Origin of the sequence: Metasolibacillus sp. (assembly GCF_025291715.1) — a bacterium.
GTDB lineage: Bacteria > Bacillota > Bacilli > Bacillales_A > Planococcaceae > Metasolibacillus > Metasolibacillus louembei.
In genome coordinates, this window is record NZ_JAMBIZ010000048.1 from 1 (window position 1) to 16,384 (window position 16,384).

General features: G+C 38.0%; 16 protein-coding genes. 12 read left to right on the top strand and 4 right to left on the bottom strand.

Going from position 1 to position 16,384, the window contains the following annotated elements; all coding sequences use genetic code 11:
- Nucleotides 1–304: 304 nt before the first annotated feature.
- Nucleotides 305–1,366, top strand: coding sequence for a M42 family metallopeptidase (locus M3Z76_RS18785; RefSeq protein WP_293929698.1), 1,062 nt, complete (start codon nt 305–307; stop codon nt 1,364–1,366).
- A 3-nt stretch (nt 1,367–1,369) separates the two neighbouring features.
- Nucleotides 1,370–2,839, top strand: a complete 1,470-nt coding sequence (locus tag M3Z76_RS18790) for a UDP-N-acetylmuramoyl-L-alanyl-D-glutamate--2,6-diaminopimelate ligase (RefSeq protein WP_293929699.1) — start codon at nt 1,370–1,372, stop codon at nt 2,837–2,839.
- Between the two features lie 73 nt (nt 2,840–2,912).
- On the opposite strand, the gene M3Z76_RS18795 is transcribed toward M3Z76_RS18790, so the two are convergent.
- Entirely contained in the window at nt 2,913–3,407 is a 495-nt protein-coding gene (locus M3Z76_RS18795) for a DUF4303 domain-containing protein (RefSeq protein WP_293929700.1), read from the bottom strand.
- 62 nt (nt 3,408–3,469) lie between these two features.
- Between M3Z76_RS18795 and M3Z76_RS18800 the strand changes: the two genes are divergently transcribed.
- The 6 genes from M3Z76_RS18800 (at nt 3,470) to M3Z76_RS18825 (ending at nt 12,398) form a co-directional block, all read left to right on the top strand.
- Nucleotides 3,470–4,153, top strand: coding sequence for a hypothetical protein (locus tag M3Z76_RS18800; RefSeq protein ID WP_293929701.1), 684 nt, complete (start codon nt 3,470–3,472; stop codon nt 4,151–4,153).
- Nucleotides 4,154–4,542: 389 nt separating this feature from the next.
- Complete coding sequence (locus tag M3Z76_RS18805) at nt 4,543–5,121, top strand: VanZ family protein (protein WP_293929702.1); 579 nt, start codon at nt 4,543–4,545, stop codon at nt 5,119–5,121.
- Nucleotides 5,122–5,152: 31 nt separating this feature from the next.
- Complete coding sequence (locus tag M3Z76_RS18810; protein WP_293929703.1) at nt 5,153–6,724, top strand: peptide chain release factor 3; 1,572 nt, start codon at nt 5,153–5,155, stop codon at nt 6,722–6,724.
- A 118-nt stretch (nt 6,725–6,842) separates the two neighbouring features.
- Nucleotides 6,843–9,911: an efflux RND transporter permease subunit gene (locus tag M3Z76_RS18815; RefSeq protein ID WP_293929704.1), complete on the top strand. Its 3,069-nt coding sequence runs from the start codon at nt 6,843–6,845 to the stop codon at nt 9,909–9,911.
- A 257-nt stretch (nt 9,912–10,168) separates the two neighbouring features.
- Nucleotides 10,169–10,930: a TerC family protein gene (locus tag M3Z76_RS18820; RefSeq protein ID WP_293929705.1), complete on the top strand. Its 762-nt coding sequence runs from the start codon at nt 10,169–10,171 to the stop codon at nt 10,928–10,930.
- 115 nt (nt 10,931–11,045) lie between these two features.
- On the top strand, nt 11,046–12,398 hold the full coding sequence (locus M3Z76_RS18825; protein WP_293929706.1) for a TrkH family potassium uptake protein: 1,353 nt from the start codon (nt 11,046–11,048) through the stop codon (nt 12,396–12,398).
- A gap of 84 nt (nt 12,399–12,482) precedes the next feature.
- Here M3Z76_RS18825 and M3Z76_RS18830 read toward each other — a convergent pair whose 3' ends face one another.
- From M3Z76_RS18830 to M3Z76_RS18840, 3 genes are read right to left on the bottom strand one after another with little or no spacing between them, the layout of a single operon-like run.
- Nucleotides 12,483–13,589: a tyrosine-type recombinase/integrase gene (locus M3Z76_RS18830; protein ID WP_293929707.1), complete on the bottom strand. Its 1,107-nt coding sequence runs from the start codon at nt 13,587–13,589 to the stop codon at nt 12,483–12,485.
- Between the two features lie 42 nt (nt 13,590–13,631).
- Nucleotides 13,632–14,078 (bottom strand): ImmA/IrrE family metallo-endopeptidase, encoded by a 447-nt coding sequence (locus M3Z76_RS18835; protein ID WP_293929708.1) that lies wholly within the window; start codon nt 14,076–14,078, stop codon nt 13,632–13,634.
- 31 nt (nt 14,079–14,109) lie between these two features.
- The gene (locus M3Z76_RS18840; protein ID WP_293929709.1) at nt 14,110–14,547 is read right to left on the bottom strand and encodes a helix-turn-helix domain-containing protein; all 438 of its coding nucleotides are present in this window, start codon (nt 14,545–14,547) and stop codon (nt 14,110–14,112) included.
- A gap of 152 nt (nt 14,548–14,699) precedes the next feature.
- On the opposite strand from M3Z76_RS18840, the gene M3Z76_RS18845 reads away from it, so the two are divergent.
- Genes M3Z76_RS18845 through M3Z76_RS18860 form a run of 4 tightly spaced genes read left to right on the top strand, consistent with a single transcriptional unit; the run spans nt 14,700 to nt 16,245 of the window.
- Nucleotides 14,700–14,948: a helix-turn-helix transcriptional regulator gene (locus M3Z76_RS18845; RefSeq protein WP_293929710.1), complete on the top strand. Its 249-nt coding sequence runs from the start codon at nt 14,700–14,702 to the stop codon at nt 14,946–14,948.
- A gap of 11 nt (nt 14,949–14,959) precedes the next feature.
- Nucleotides 14,960–15,730, top strand: a complete 771-nt coding sequence (locus M3Z76_RS18850) for a phage regulatory protein/antirepressor Ant (RefSeq protein ID WP_293929711.1) — start codon at nt 14,960–14,962, stop codon at nt 15,728–15,730.
- Nucleotides 15,731–15,748: 18 nt separating this feature from the next.
- On the top strand, nt 15,749–15,931 hold the full coding sequence (locus tag M3Z76_RS18855; RefSeq protein ID WP_293929712.1) for a hypothetical protein: 183 nt from the start codon (nt 15,749–15,751) through the stop codon (nt 15,929–15,931).
- 38 nt (nt 15,932–15,969) lie between these two features.
- Complete coding sequence (locus M3Z76_RS18860) at nt 15,970–16,245, top strand: group-specific protein (protein WP_293929713.1); 276 nt, start codon at nt 15,970–15,972, stop codon at nt 16,243–16,245.
- Nucleotides 16,246–16,384 lie beyond the last annotated feature (139 nt).

Here is a 16,384-nt window from a genome sequence, read left to right on the forward strand (position 1 = left end):
TTTTTTATGCTTGGATTATATTACAGAAAATTCAGTTTAATATGATGCGTTGAATTATTTTAATGCGACGCTAGTGAGAACAAATGAAAAGTGAATAATAAATGAATAAATTGCGTTTATGTATGATTGTCAGTGGTCGCATCGTGTTCTCCTAGCAAATTGCCTAAAATTTGTTTCTCCTCATTGTTGATAGACGTAAAATTTTGATATGATAAAGTGAAGCTTTGTATCTGAGGGAGTATTCCTCAGCTGATTGTATCGCGCATTTTGGAAATGTGCGATAAAAGATATTAGGAGGGTTTTTATGACGAGTCTATTTAATCAACAAGAAACATTATCATTATTAGAGAAATTAGTAAAAATTGCAAGCCCATCTGGTTATACGACAAATATTATGCGCTTTATGGGAGAGTTTTTGAAGGAGCATAATATTTCTTATACAAAAACGAATAAAGGAGCAATTATCGTTACATTTGAAGGGGAAAATAATGAACAGCACCGTTTATTAACAGCACATACCGATACGCTGGGTGCGATGGTGAAGGAAGTGAAGTCAAGCGGTCGTTTGAAGCTAGCAATGATCGGTGGCTTTAATTGGAATGCAGTAGAGGGCGAATACTGTATGATTCATACAGCAGATGGTAAGACGGTACGTGGTACGATTTTAATGCATGAAACGACGGTGCACGTGTACCGTGGAGCAGATAGCTTAAAGCGTGATGAAAACCATATTGAAGTACGCATTGATGAAAAGGTATTAAATGCAGATGATACGCGTGCTCTAGGTATTGAAGTAGGTGATTTTGTGTCATTTGATGTGCGTTATGAGGAAACAGCATCGGGCTTTGTGAAATCGCGTCATTTGGATGATAAAGCAAGTACAACATTGCTGTTACAATTAATGAAATATGTAAAAGCAAACAATGTGAAGCTACCATATACGACACATTTTTATATTTCTAACAATGAAGAAATCGGCTATGGCGGTAATTCCAATATTCCAGCACAGGTAGTTGAATATATTGCAGTAGATATGGGTGCAATTGGTGATGGTCAAACATCTGATGAATATACAGTGTCAATTTGTGCGAAGGATGCAACAGGGCCATATCATTATGAGTTAACACAGCATCTAGTACAGCTGGCGAAGAAAGGTAATATTCCTTATAAGCTCGATATTTACCCATATTACGGCTCAGATGCCTCAGCAGCAATTCGAGCAGGCTTTGATATTCGTCATGCTTTGTTCGGACCAGGCATCGAAGCATCGCATGCCTATGAGCGCACACATGTTGATTCATTACAGGCGACAGCTGAATTATTATATGCATATGTAACATCGCCAATGGTTGAAATGGGGGAATAGTGAATGCGCGTAGAGGAATTAATAAGTGCCATTCCACAAAAGAAGATACTCGGCGTATTGCCTAGCTATATTGAGGACATTGCAGTTGATTCAAGAAGTGTACAGCCGCAAAGTGCATTTATTTGTATCAAAGGCTACACGGTGGATGGGCACGATTATGCGCAAAGGGCAGTTGATGCAGGTGCGACATTGATTGTAGCGGAGAAAGAATTGACCCTAACACGCAATGTTGCACAGCTCATCGTTCCAAGTTCAGAGCGAGCGCTTGGCTTATTATCTGCACGATTTTTCGGTTATCCATCTGAAGGATTAATGATGATTGGGGTAACGGGAACGAATGGCAAAACGAGCGTTACAGGCATTATCCATAATATTTTAATGGGCTTAGGCAAAAAATCAGCACTGGCAGGAACCATCGGCTTTAATTTGAATGGTACGCTGTATGAATCAGCAAATACGACAAGCGATGCCTTGAGTACCCAGCAAATGATTTATCGTGCCAAAGAAGAGGGCTGTGATGCAATGGTAATGGAAGTGTCATCACATGGCTTAGCTTTAGGTCGCTTAGCAGGCGTTGATTATGATGTAGCGATTTTTACGAATTTAACACATGATCATTTAGATTTTCATGGCACGATGGAGGCATATGGCAATACAAAGGGGCTGCTGTTTTCACAGTTAGGTCAAGATTTGCGTAAAGATAAGCATGTTGTGTTAAACGCAGATGATCAATGGTCAGCACATTATCAAACGTTAACACCATTTCCAGTGTGGACATATGGGCTACATAGCGCTGCTGACTTCTATGCTTCCAATTGTCGTTATGAGGATGGCATGACGTATTTTACGATGCAAACACCTGAGGGTACCTACGATGTGGCGATGCATTTACTTGGAGAGTTCAATATCTACAATGTATTGGCAGCGACTGCAGCCTTGTATGCACGCCAATTTTCATTGCATGAAATTATTGAGCAAATTGAGCAGCTCCCACCGGTAAAAGGGCGCATGGAAAAAGTACAAACTGATTTGCCTATCCAAATTTTTATTGATTACGCACATACACCAGATGCAATTGAAAAAGCGATTAATGCAGCACTGCCGTATAAAGGTGAAACGAGCAAATTAATTTTTCTTATCGGCACGGGCGGCAACCGCGACAAATCGAAGCGCCCTGCGATGGCAGAAAAAGCTTCTGTTGCGGATTACGTCATTTTAACGACAGATGACCCACGCTATGAGGAATATGAGAGCATCACAAGCGATTTAGCAAAAGGTATGTTGCATGAGCAATATGCATGTATTGGTGACCGCGCAGAGGCAGTACGCCATGCTATCAAAATTGCAGAAGCAGGGGATATTATCATTTTTGCGGGTAAAGGGCATGAGGATTACCAAATTATCGAGAATACAAAATATCCACATAGCGACGCAGACATTGCAATTGCAGAGGGAAAAGTGAAGTTTGTTTAGGTGCCAGGCACACACACAATTTACACACAATTTAAAGAGTATATGGAAATTTATTTCTATATACTCTTTTTAATTATTGTTGCCAATTGTGTAAAAAAACGGGGAGTAATGGATGATTTGGATTACAGCGTTTGGCTGATGATATTTCTAATCCTTCATCGTCAGTATCGTCTGTTGCAGAAATAAATGCAAAAATATTTTTGTCAATAATGCCCTCTTGCTTTAATTCATATAGCGTGTCGCTCATCGTTGTATGGATTTCTGCTTTATGCGAGGCAAATTGTTCACCCGCATTTAATGCTCTATCTAAAAGCTCAAGACTTAATTTTTGTAATAATTCTGTATCATCCTCATGCAAAAATTCGTCTTTTAAAAAGCGATAATCTTCTGGATTGTCTCCATAATTTTCACCAATTTGAAGAAGTGACTTTTCTGTGCCTAGCGTTAAATAAAGGCTGCCACAATCACTGTCTGTTACTAACACGACTGCGTATATTTGTTCGTTCTTTAGTGCTTCATACATCGTTGTATAGGCTTCACGTACGGCCAATTTAATCTGCTGCCTCATCTATACACCTACCCTTATCCGTTTTATAATTGAAACTATAGCATGGTTACAGGAGGTTGAGTATGAAAAAGATTATCATTATGCCATTACTTATTTTGCTAATAGTTGGTTGTCAGCATATTCAAGAACCTCTTAGTCATTCAACAATCGAATGGATAGATATACTAATGCTTAATGATATACAATATGAACGTCACTATCCTAAGCCAATGGATGAAGATTCTCCAGTCATAATTGAACGAGGACAGGAAATTGGTCAGGTAATGTATAAAATGGAGGACCGCACAGGGATTCATCATCAAATGCAAAATGGGCATGCCACCTATTTAGAAAAAGGTACAGCAATTTATGAAATAAAAGGCTATCCAACTACCTTACTTGTCGCTGCAAATGATGCTATTTATGTGGCGCGTTCAAATGAAAGTGCCAAAACAATAGAGGAGATTTATCCGATGCGGCAGCTTGTGAAAAATATATATATTGAAAGCACAGAGGATGGCAGGAGATTACATACATTCACACAGTCTGCAAAAGAGCGATTTTTAAACGCATTTTATTCATTAGAACTAGAAGATGTAGAACCAGTCGAGCAAGAAGGATTACGCATATTTTTAGAAATTGAGCTACAGAATGGTGTATCGTTTAGACAGCTATATTGGAGTGAATCAAATGTATTCCATAATGGTGCAGTTGGAAATGATGAAATACAGAAAGTGATTATGGATGAACTATCGCAAGTGGAATAACTAACGATAAAAATTCAAAATAGATTTATTATGATTCAGCAAAAGAAATCTGCGACGAGTAACCGCAGGAGCAAAAGAAATCTGCGACGAGTAACCGCAGGAGCAAAAGAAATCTGCGACGAGTAATCGCAGGAGCAAAATGTTTTCTATACTAAAGGCATAGCGTCAAGCATAATGAATGCTTCAATTGCTTTTTCCTCAGGGGGTGTCCAAACACTCACTGAGTGACCAACATCCTGTTGTCGCAAAGGCTTTGACGCTTTTAGGTTAGAACAAAACTGGACAAGAGTTAACTGAGGCGTAATTGATTGAGAACGAAGGGTGAAAGCATTGTATCCAAGGGGTTTTTTCAGGAAAGCAGTGCACCTTCTTTTAAAGGAGTAACATATATGATTCAGTCTTTTTTAGTTAGCATGCTTTTATATTGTGTGCTGACACTTCCGATTTACGGATTATTGCGCTTTCTTTGGATGAGGCGGCGCACTGTGCATAAGCAACGTGAAACCGTGATGCTATTATTTTTCTGCTTCTGCATTAGCATTTTTTCGCAAACGATTTTGCCAGAGTATTGGTTTGAAAATGGGCGCATCGTTTTGCAATTGGAGCCAGCTTTCTTACGGCATAATTTCACCCCTTTTCAAACAATCTCTTTGTATATGACCCAACTGCATGGACCGATAGCCGAGATTGCCTTTTATAATTTAGCAGGCAATATTATTTTATTTATTCCATTTGGCTTTTTTATCCCTTTATTATGGACAAATATGCGTAGCATGTGGAAAATGCTGTTCGTTTCGTTAGCAATTCCACTGTTTATAGAGGGCACCCAGCTTTTTATCGGTCGCAGTACAGATGTGGATGATATTTTATTAAATGCGATTGCCATTGTGATGGGCTATATTTTGTATCAGATTGCGCAATTTCTAAGAAAAAAGGTTGTAACATCAGGGGCAACTCTTTTAAAATAAGTTAGGATAGAAAAAGGAGACGGAAAAAATTATGACTTTAGAGCAAGATATATTAGCACGTCGCACATTTGCGATTATTAGTCACCCGGATGCTGGGAAAACGACAATTACCGAAAAGCTTTTATTATTCGGTGGCGCGATTCGTGATGCGGGTACAGTAAAAGGGAAAAAATCAGGCAAGTTTGCAACGTCTGACTGGATGGAAATTGAGAAGCAGCGTGGTATTTCAGTGACATCTTCTGTTATGCAGTTTGATTACAATGGACATCGTGTCAACATTTTAGATACACCAGGACACCAAGATTTCTCTGAGGATACGTATCGTACATTAATGGCAGTAGATAGCGCAGTCATGGTTGTCGATGCGGCAAAAGGGATTGAAGCACAAACATTAAAGCTATTTAAAGTTTGTAAAATGCGCGGTATTCCGATTTTTACATTTATTAATAAACTGGATCGTCAAGGGAAAGAGCCTCTAGAATTAATCGAGGAGCTAGAGGAAGTGCTAGGCATTAACGCATATCCTATGAACTGGCCAATCGGTATGGGAAAAGAGTTTTTAGGTATTTATGATCGCTACAATAAACGTATTGAGCAGTTCCGTACAGAGGAAGCAGAGCGCTTTTTACCGCTTGATGAGGAAGGTGGATTAGCAGTTGACCACCCAATGAAAGTGACTTCTTATTATTCACAGGCAATGGACGATATTTTACTATTGGATGAGGCTGGCAATGAATATTCAGAGGAGAAAATTCGCCGTGGTGAGTTAACGCCTGTATTTTTTGGCTCGGCTCTAACAAACTTTGGTGTGCAAACATTTTTAGAAACATATTTACAATTTGCTCCAACACCACAGCCTCGTTTAACAGAGGATGAGCAATTTATTGACCCAATTGAGTATGAGGAATTTTCAGGCTTTATTTTCAAAATCCAAGCAAATATGAACCCTGCGCACCGTGACCGCATTGCCTTTGTACGTATCGTATCTGGTAAATTTGAACGCGGGATGAATATGACTTTATCGCGTACAGGCAAGTCATTTAAAGTGTCACAGTCAACGCAGTTTTTAGCGGATGACCGTGAAACAGTGGAGGAAGCTGTTGCGGGTGATATTATCGGTTTATATGATACAGGCACGTATCAAATTGGTGATACGGTTGTTGGTGGTAAAAAAACATTCCAATTTGAAAAATTACCGCAATTTACACCGGAGTTATTTATGCGTGTTAGCGCCAAAAATGTTATGAAATCCAAGCAATTCCATAAAGGGATTTTACAGCTTGTACAGGAAGGCGCAATTCAATATTATAAAACGCTACACACTGAAGAAGTATTGCTAGGTGCTGTAGGTCAATTACAATTTGAAGTATTCGAGCATCGCATGAAAAATGAATACAATGTGGAAGTAAAAATGGAGCCAGTTGGCAGCAAAATCGCACGTTGGATTGAAAATGAGGAAGATGTGAAGGAATCGATGTCCTCTGCACGTTCAATGCTAGTGAAGGATCGCTTCGATAACTTAGTGTTTTTATTCGAAAATGAATTCGCAATGCGCTGGTTCTCAGAGAAGAACGAAAATATTAAATTATATAGCTTATTATAATACTGTAGCGCATGGATTAACACCATGCGCTTTCTTTGGCTCTTCAACAGGTAATGATGTGCATAATGTCGAATAAAGAAGGTGAAGCTAGAGTAATGAAGATGAAGGAGTATATAAAATGAAGGTAACTGAATTTTTTGTGAGGCGCCCTGTTTTTACAATTGTGACGATGGCACTCGTCCTTATTTTAGGGGCAGTCTCACTTTTTAAAATACCGGTGACACTTATTCCGAATTTAAATCCACCGATTGGCGTTGTGGTGACGAGCTATCCAGGGGCAAGCCCGCTTGAAGTCAATGAAAAAGTGACGAAGCCTTTGGAAAGTAGCTTGGCTACATTGCCTGGCATTAAACGATTGCAGTCTACCGCACAGGAAGGTGCTAATTTAACGATTGTAGAATTCAGCTGGACGACAGATATGAATGTGATGCAAACAGAGATTATGCAGCGTTTAGATATGGTTTCGTTACCTGAGGGAGTAGGGAAGCCATCATTTATGAAATTTGATCCATCGCAATTTCCAATTATTCAACTAGGCTTACAGGCGGAAAGCGCTAATGTAGACATACGACAGTTGGCTGAATCGTTAGAGCAGGAGCTAAAGCGAACAGAGGGAGTCGCAAGCGTGAACGTTTCTGGGAAAATTGTTGAGGAAATTCGCATAGTGTTAGATGCGGACAAATTACAAGAGAAAGGTTTAACGCAAACAGATATTATGCAGCTTGTACAGGCAAATAATATTTCCTTGCCAGGGGAGACGGTGTCAATAGAAGGGCAGCAATTAACGACACGCATTGTGAGTCTCTTTACATCTCCTGAACAAATTGCAGAGCTGATTATTTCGGTTAATCCATTGACAGGAGAATCGCTGCTGTTGCGGGATATTGCTGCTGTAGAGCGTGCCGAGCAGCCACAAGCAACGATTACACGGGCAAATGATTATCCTGCACTATTAATCTCAGTTTTACAACAATCGGATGCTAATACCGCACAAGTATCAGATGCGTTTCAAGAAGCATTAGCAAAACTGTTAGCTCAGCCACAGTACGTAGATGTGACAGCACATGTATTGTTTGACCAAGGCGATTACGTGCGCTTAGCCATTGATAATATTACTTCTTCTTTGCTATTTGGTGGTCTTTTTGCAATGCTTGTCCTCTTTGTTTTTTTACGTAGCTTTATTAGTCCTTTAATTGTTGGGATTGCGATTCCTTACTCGGTTATTGTGACATTTGTGCTTATTTATTTTGCCGATTTTTCTTTAAATATTATGACGCTTGGTGCGCTCGCATTAGGTATTGGGATGCTCGTCGATAATGCCATTGTTGTTATCGAAAATATTGAGCGTCATATGGCGCTTGGTAAATCACCAAAAGAGGCAGCCTTAAATGGTACAAAGGAAGTCAGCCTTGCCATTATTGCATCTACATTAACGACAGTTGCTGTATTTTTACCTGTTGTTTTTATTACAGGCTTAATAGGACGAATTTTTACGGAGTTCGCCTTAACGATTGCATTTAGTTTATTCGCCTCACTTGTTGTTGCACTAACGGTTGTTCCAATGCTGGCAAGCTATTTATTAAAGCCAAAAATGACCAATTTAGCACAACGACGCAAAGAGTCAAAATTTTATCAAGCATATGACAAAATGATTCGCTGGGGATTGCATCATCGCGCACTTGTTTTAATTACGACAGCTATTTTATTTGCGGTAACAGGCTTTATGCTTTACCGTACAGGCACTGAATTTATTCCATCAACAGATGAGGGCTATGTATCATTGCAAGTACAATTGAAGGCTGGCTCATCTATCGACGCAACAGAACAGGTTGTAGCAGATATTGAGGATTACATACAGCCATTTCAAGAGGTAGATGTTGTTGTCAGTGTAATTGGCGGAAACCAGCAATCGATGTCACGTGGTACGAGTCGAACAAATGAAGCGGAGCTTTATATTAAGCTTGTACCAGTTGCAGAGCGCGACAAATCAATTTTTGAGCTTGTAGAGACGATGGAACAGGATTTAGCCACAATCGTTGAAGAGCGTGCAGAAATCGAATTTTCTTTAACTTCATCATCTGGCTCGACACCAAATACATTGACATTTCGTGTAACCGATTCAAATGAAACGCACTTGCAAGAAGCGGTGTTTGCCATTCAGCAAGCAGTAGAGGAAATTGATACAGTAAGTGAGGTAACGACCGATTTAGATAGCACAGTTGAAGAAATTCATATCGAGGTCAAGCAACAAGCAGCGAAGGATTACGGCATGTTGCCTGCGCAAATTGCACAAACGGTAGGAAGCATGACACGCAGTCTTTATACAACGCAAATTATCGCAGAAGATGGCGTTGTTTTACCTGTTATGACGAGCTTTGGCGATACTTTTAATAAGAGCATTGAGGCGCTGAAAAGCATGAAATTGCGCACACCAGCAGGTCTTTTTGTTGCACTAGAAGAAGTTGCTACAATCGAATTAGCCCAAAGACCAACAGCGATTCGACGCTCAGATCAAGCTTCAGCAGTCGCCTTTTTCGTTCAATATGGTACGAAGGAATCGTTAAGCGGCATTTCAGCAAAGGTGGACAAAGCGATTGCAGAAGTGCAGTTAAAGGACACGACACGCGTGATATTTAGTGGAGATCGCGAGCTATTTGATAGTGCGAAAAATGATATGATACTCGCAATATGCTTGGCACTTGTTTTAGTTTATATTGTAATGGCAGCACAGTTTGAGTCATTTAAATATCCGTTCATTATGTTATTTAGTGTACCTTTAATGGTTATAGGTGTGGCACTTGCTTTGTTTATAACGAATACATTGCTTGGCATCACAGCAATCATCGGGATATTGGTGTTAGTAGGCATTGTTGTAAACAATGGTATTGTACTCGTTGATTATATGAATCAGCAAAAAGAGCAAGGCAAGTCATCTGCTGAAGCGATTTTAATTGCCTGCCAGGATCGTTTGCGACCGATTTTGATGACCGCATTAACAACGATGCTTGGATTAATTCCATTGGCACTTGGCATCGGTGAAGGAACTGAACTTAATCAGCCAATGGCAATTGTTGTCATAGGAGGGCTTTTCGCTTCAACGGTGCTTACGTTATTCATTGTGCCAATTATTTATAGCTTGATGGATAAGGAAACACGCCATCTAAAGAAATGGGTTGCGAAATCATAAAGTTTCAAGTATACTATTCCTACAGTTGAATATCCATTGACATTATGTCAAAGGGGAGTAGCTATAAGAACTGAGGGACTGCACCTTGCAGCCTTAATGAACTTATTTCACATTCGTCATTACATGGTGATTGCCATCGGGTGTGATAGCAATGAATTTGCTTAGCAAGACCTTTGCCTGTTTTTTAGGCATAGGTCTTTTTTGTTGCCTTAAAAGTATAGGAAATGGGTATACAAAAGATAGAGGAGGAATTGATAATGGAAGCAATATTATTAGAATACGCATGGGTACTTGTTGTACTTGTTGTATTGGAAGGCTTGCTTGCAGCCGACAATGCAGTCGTTATGGCAGTTATGGTAAAGCATTTACCGCAGGAACAACAAAAGAAGGCTTTATTTTATGGATTATTCGGGGCATTTATATTTAGATTTGCTGCTTTATTTTTAATCACGATACTTGTTAACTATTGGCAAATTCAAGCTTTAGGTGCAGCCTATTTATTATTTATTTCAGCTAAACATATTTATGATGCAAAGTTCAAAAAAGACGATGGTGAAGAGCAAGTGAAGGAAAAGAAGGGCTCTGGCTTCTGGATGACGGTTGTGAAGGTAGAGTTAGCTGATATTGCGTTCGCAATTGACTCGATGCTTGCAGCAGTAGCGATTGCAGTGACATTACCACATTTGACAGAATATCATGTTGGCGGCATTAACGCAGGGCAATTCTCAGTAATGTTCCTAGGTGGTTTAATTGGCTTAATCATTATGCGTTTTGCAGCACAATGGTTTGTAAAAATATTGAACAAGCTACCATCTCTTGAAACAGCAGCATTTTTAATTGTTGGCTGGGTAGGGGTTAAATTAGTTGTTTTAACATTAGCACATGAAAAAGTAGCATTAATTCCACACGATTTTCCACATTCAACATTATGGAAAGTGACATTCTGGGTTGTGTTAGTAGCAATCGCAGCAGGTGGTTACTTCTTCAGCGTAGCGAAAAATAAAAAACAAGAGGCTTAATTGAAGGCAACTATCGGGTAACTTTTCGATAGTTGCTTTTTTAGTGAGTTATACCCCTTTTCTTTTTTCCTAACATTGTCTATACTAATGACTACTTAGAGAAGGAAAGGGCATTTTGATGAAAAAGAAAAAGAAGCAACTAAGATTAGTTACGCCATTCCAGTTACTCGTGTCTTATTATTTTATAGCAATTGCAACATCATTTTTTTTACTTCGATTGCCATGGGTGCATCAGGAGGGCATTGAAGTCGCTTATTTAGATACATTATTTACAGCAGTAAGTGCAGTCAGTGTAACAGGCTTAACTGTTTTTGATATTTCGGAAACGTATACGACATTTGGACTTGTTATGCTGCTAATTGTTTTGCAATTAGGAGCAATTGGCATTATGTCGCTTGGTACATTTATTTGGTTACTTGTAGGTAAGCGAATTGGCATGCGTGAAAGACAATTAATTATGATTGACCATAATCAATATAAATTATCAGGCGTTGTCCAATTAATTCGCGAAATCGTGAAAATATTATTTTTCATCGAGGCTGCTGGAGCAATTGTGCTAACCTTGCATTTTAAGCGTTATTTTGATACATGGCAAGAAGCATTAACACATGGTATTTTCACATCTATTTCGGCAACGACAAACGGTGGCTTTGATATTACAGGCATGAGCTTACAGCCATTCCATTTGGATTATTTCGTGCAATTTGTCACGATGCTATTAATTGTGCTTGGCGCAATCGGCTTCCCTGTATTAATTGAATTGAAGCTGTTTTTAATGAAAAAAGATCCAACATTCCGCTTTAGTCTATTTACGAAAATTACGACAGCAACATATGGCATCTTGTTTATTATTGGTACATTCGGCATTTTAGCACTCGAAAGCTTTCATTCATTTAAAGGAATGTCATGGCATGAGGCATTTTTTTCAGCGATGTATCATTCCGTTTCGACACGCTCAGCGGGTTTAACAACTTATGATGTGCAAACATTCGGTGAGGCGACAGATGTCTTTATGAGCTTTTTAATGTTTATCGGATCATCGCCTAGCTCAGTTGGTGGGGGGATTCGTACAACGACGTTTGCAATTGCCATTTTATTTTTAATTTCATATGCAAATGGTCGTGAGGAGATTCAAATATTCGGACGTGAAGTGCATATGATTGATGTGTTCCGCTCATTTGTTGTCATTACATTAGCATTATTTATGGTATTTTTAGCAACGATTATGCTGTTAATTTCAGAGCCACATGCAACAGCGACACAGCTAATCTTTGAAATTACCTCCGCATTCGGAACATGTGGTATGTCTCTTGGCATTACAAACGATTTATCGACATTTGGTAAGCTAGTCATCATGGTGCTAATGTTTATCGGGCGTGTCGGCATTATTTCGTTTTTATATACGCTAGGTGGCAATACGAAAAAATTGAAATACCATTATCCTAAGGAACGGGTAATTATTGGGTAAATAAAATAGGTGGCTTTATATCAGGGTTTATAAGGGATTATTGAAGGGGATAATAGCATTTGTCCCCTTTTTGACCCCTGAAGCTCAAAAATTGAGGTAGTTTATAAATTTTTCGATGGATTTTTGTTCATGATTTTGAGTGACATGCAAATATGTGTTTGCTGTAATATTTATATCTTTATGACCCAACCTAGTAGATACGGTTTTAATATCGACCCCTGCCTCTAATAATAAGACTGCATGGGTGTGTCTTAATAAATGCGTTGATTTTCTTTCCTGTATTTTTGCATATCGTAAAAAATTTTTCATCATGTCTTGCGGCTTTGTATAGTAAAATTCTTTACCTGTTTCATCTACCATAACATAATTTGATTCGATATAAGTATCAGCGGCATTTTTATTTTCATCTTGCCACGCTTTAAATTCTTTTAATAAATTACATAATTCATCATCAATACCTATAGTGCGATACGATGATACTGTTTTTAAGGGGACAATTCCATTATGAGTGCGCTGTCGATCAATTTTAATAGTTTTGTTTTCAAAATCAATATCCTGCCACATTAAGCCTAACAGCTCACCACTGCGTATACCTGTTTTAAGTAAGATGTGCACCATTACTTTTTTGAATATTTCTTGTGTTTCCATAACATTCAATAATGTTTGTGATTCTTCTAAAGTTAAAAAAGTTATTTTGTCAGTATCTTCATCTTTTTTTATCGAAATAGAACGCAATTTATTTTTTTCCAGTCGTTCATGCTCCACGGCCGTATTAATAATAGACATCATTTCGCCGTGTATCCTGTCAACAGTATTCTTGCTGTAGTTTTGTTCAAATAATAATTCATTAATAAAGATTTGGTATTCTTCGCGACTAATGTTTTTTAATTTGTATCCACTGAATCGTGCCAATAATTTCTTTTGTCCATTTTCGGCTGCCACATTACTTGATTCACGGCGCTGGGAATCATGGATTTTTTTGTAGCGTTGTACCCAGTCCTCAAACAACATTTCTCCCTTACGTACTTCATCAATGCCACCTTTGAACAATTTTTCTTCAACTAATATTGCAGCAGCACGTGCAGCGGATTTAGAAGAGAATCCACTTTTAGATAATGTTTTTTGTTGTCCACTTTCATTGTATTTTATTCTATATTCCCAAGAGTTACCGCGTTTGCGATAGTACGCCATATTATCACCTCATACTTTTTAGAACATTTGTTCTTTTGATATTTATAAAAATAGCCCCTTATATTTTAGTTCCGCAAGTTGAATAGGAACATTATGTAAGGTAGCTACATCATATATTGTTTTTTGTTCATGAAAATCAAATAAATCACTATCCGTTATTAACAATTCTGCTGCAAATTTATTAGCTTCACGCTCGATTTTATCAACAGATAAAAGTGTATTATTTCGCATAAACGGTGTGTTAACTCTTTTGTGCAATACTGCGTGTCCTAGTTCGTGGGCACAGACAACGCGTTGCATCTGTTTATCTAAATTGTTATTTATCACAATATACCGATTGCGCCTGTCATATTTGTAATATCCGTTAATTTCGTGATGTAAGTCGTGTTGAAGTACGTAAATATTCAAGTGTGTAGCTAGAGAGTATGGGCAGCCAGTATTATATTTCTCTTGTAATTGTTTAACTATGTTTTTTATCCACAATCGCAATCACTTCGCTTTACACTATAGTTTATATTTTTTATTCATCGTTTCTGTATTTCTTAGGTGTATATTTTTTATTGATTCGTTGAGTTTGTCTAAATAGCAATTCCATAGATTCAAGTAATGACTCTTTTGCCTCGTCGCTTAAAGGTTCGCCGTCAAATGCCAAGCCGTCACTGTTTTCTAAATCCTTCTTAAATACCTCTAAGCGTTTGGCTATGTCTTTTTCGGCTTGAGTGTTTTCGATATTATCTGGAGTATTTTCAACGTAACCAGCTACCTTCATTAATTCCGTATAATCTACTTTTAAAGCTTGAGCTATCTTTTCGATAGTCTGAGGTTTTGGTGTTCCTCGTTTACCAGTTTCAATACGAGACAATTGAGCAGCGCTTATTTCTGCATACAAAGCTACTTGATTCAGAGTCATACCTTTAGAATCTCTTATATTTTTTATATAAGCGCCAAATTCAGTCATAAAACCCCTCCTTAAATTACATTTTAAGTACTTCTATTACCAAAAGGAAATAAAAAATAAAAAATTCGAATAAAAGTGTTGCCAAAAGGTAAAATAGGTGTTATATTATTGCCATAAGGTAATTACCTAAAGGTAAAAAGGTGGTGAAGATAATGACGAAACAAGCTGTTTTCTTAGATAGTAATGTTTTACGAAAATACTTAAAGGAAAATGACATCACGGAAGCTGAGTTTGCCAAGAAAATCGGTGTGGCTCATAGCACTGTCAATCGAGTTTTAAACGGTAAACGTAATCCTGGTGGTAAATTTATCTCTGGAGTTTTAACGGAGTATAGAGATTTAACCTTTAACGAGGTTTTTATTTTCGAAACTGATTTACCAAAAGGTAATAAAAGTGCATAGGAGGAATCAAAATGAATCACTTAATTAATACCGATGTTCAAATGACAAGTTTAGATATTGCAGAAATTGTAGGAAAAGAACACAAGAACGTCATGAGGGATATTCGTAATGAAATTGAAGACTTAGGAGCAGAAATCTCACAGCTCATATTTGAGCCGTCAACTTACACAAGCGACAGAGGTAAAAAATATCCTTGTTACAAATTCGGAAAAGATGGCGCTATGCAGTTGGCACTGAAATATGATGCGCAGACAAGATACAAGGTTATCAAGCGAATAGAGGAACTCGAAGGTAATCAACAGCAACCTCAATTGCCAACTAATTATAAAGAAGCTTTATTAGCATTAGTGGTGGAAGTGGAAAAGAATGAACAACTTGAGCTTGAAAATCGCATGTACCAGCAACAAGTAGCAGATATGCAACCTATCATGACGTATGTGGATGAAGTTTTGAAATGTACAGATTTACTTTTAACTTCTCAAATTGCTGAGGATTATGGCATGAGTGCTTATGCACTAAATAAATTATTACACGAGTACGGTATTCAGTACAAATTGAATAAGCAATGGTTGTTGTACAGCAAATTCAAAGGACAAGGTTACACAAAGTCTGAAACAAAGGAATTCCAAAAGTCAGATGGTTCCACTGGTGTAAATCTCCACACTAAATGGACGCAAAAAGGCCGACTGTTTTTATACGAGACATTAAAAGCAAAAGGTGTCTTACCAACAATGGAACAAATGAAATTAACACTTATCGAAGGTAACAAAAATCTAGCATAGAAAGGATGGCTATTTGTTATGCGTGTACCTCATAAAGCAAAGCCTGCTGTTAAACAAATGCAAGAGTTTATGAAAAAACATCATGATTTAAGCCTCTCAGAAAAACAGGTTTTTCAAAAGATGGTTGAATACAACATGTTTGATGTCTTTGGTAATCCAACACAATATGCAATCGAAAATGGGCTAGTAGAAAACAAGTGAGGAAGGCGCAGTAAGCGCCGTATGTAAGGAGGGAAAGTATGGGGCTAATTCAATTTGATGAAGCACAATTTCTTGACATGGCTCAAGAAGAAATGCGTAAGGAGGCTAAAGCAAGGTTAGATCAAGTAGAAAATGAATTTGTTTTCTGGGATGTAAACAAGCTTTGCGAAAAAACTTGTATGTCACGTAGTTTTGTGTTTAATACATTTTTTTGGCTACCTGACTTCCCAAAAAAGAAAGTTGGTGGAAAGTGGTTAATGTCGCCAAAAAAGGTTGCTGCTTATCTTGAAAATTGGCTTGATAAGCAGCCATAACTGAGGGCTATCAGTTTTAAGAAGAGCTAGGGCAATAGCTCAAAGCAAGTTAACTTGCTAATTAAATAATACAACAAAACTAAATAGAGGTGTGTTCGAAGATAGAACTTGTTCGATATTCGAACAACGAAAGGTAGAT

Bases quoted from the DNA above. Each gene is read 5' to 3' on its own strand.
- M3Z76_RS18790 (WP_293929699.1), top strand. From the start codon at position 1,370: ATGCGCGTAGAGGAATTAATAAGTGCCATTCCACAAAAGAAGATACTC.
- M3Z76_RS18860 (WP_293929713.1), top strand. From the start codon at position 15,970: ATGGGGCTAATTCAATTTGATGAAGCACAATTTCTTGACATGGCTCAA.
- M3Z76_RS18820 (WP_293929705.1), top strand. From the start codon at position 10,169: ATGGAAGCAATATTATTAGAATACGCATGGGTACTTGTTGTACTTGTT.
- M3Z76_RS18810 (WP_293929703.1), top strand. From the start codon at position 5,153: ATGACTTTAGAGCAAGATATATTAGCACGTCGCACATTTGCGATTATT.
- M3Z76_RS18785 (WP_293929698.1), top strand. From the start codon at position 305: ATGACGAGTCTATTTAATCAACAAGAAACATTATCATTATTAGAGAAA.
- M3Z76_RS18845 (WP_293929710.1), top strand. From the start codon at position 14,700: ATGACGAAACAAGCTGTTTTCTTAGATAGTAATGTTTTACGAAAATAC.
- M3Z76_RS18850 (WP_293929711.1), top strand. From the start codon at position 14,960: ATGAATCACTTAATTAATACCGATGTTCAAATGACAAGTTTAGATATT.
- M3Z76_RS18805 (WP_293929702.1), top strand. From the start codon at position 4,543: ATGATTCAGTCTTTTTTAGTTAGCATGCTTTTATATTGTGTGCTGACA.
- M3Z76_RS18800 (WP_293929701.1), top strand. From the start codon at position 3,470: ATGAAAAAGATTATCATTATGCCATTACTTATTTTGCTAATAGTTGGT.
- M3Z76_RS18815 (WP_293929704.1), top strand. From the start codon at position 6,843: ATGAAGGTAACTGAATTTTTTGTGAGGCGCCCTGTTTTTACAATTGTG.
- M3Z76_RS18840 (WP_293929709.1), bottom strand. From the start codon at position 14,547: ATGACTGAATTTGGCGCTTATATAAAAAATATAAGAGATTCTAAAGGT.
- M3Z76_RS18855 (WP_293929712.1), top strand. From the start codon at position 15,749: ATGCGTGTACCTCATAAAGCAAAGCCTGCTGTTAAACAAATGCAAGAG.
- M3Z76_RS18795 (WP_293929700.1), bottom strand. From the start codon at position 3,407: ATGAGGCAGCAGATTAAATTGGCCGTACGTGAAGCCTATACAACGATG.
- M3Z76_RS18830 (WP_293929707.1), bottom strand. From the start codon at position 13,589: ATGGCGTACTATCGCAAACGCGGTAACTCTTGGGAATATAGAATAAAA.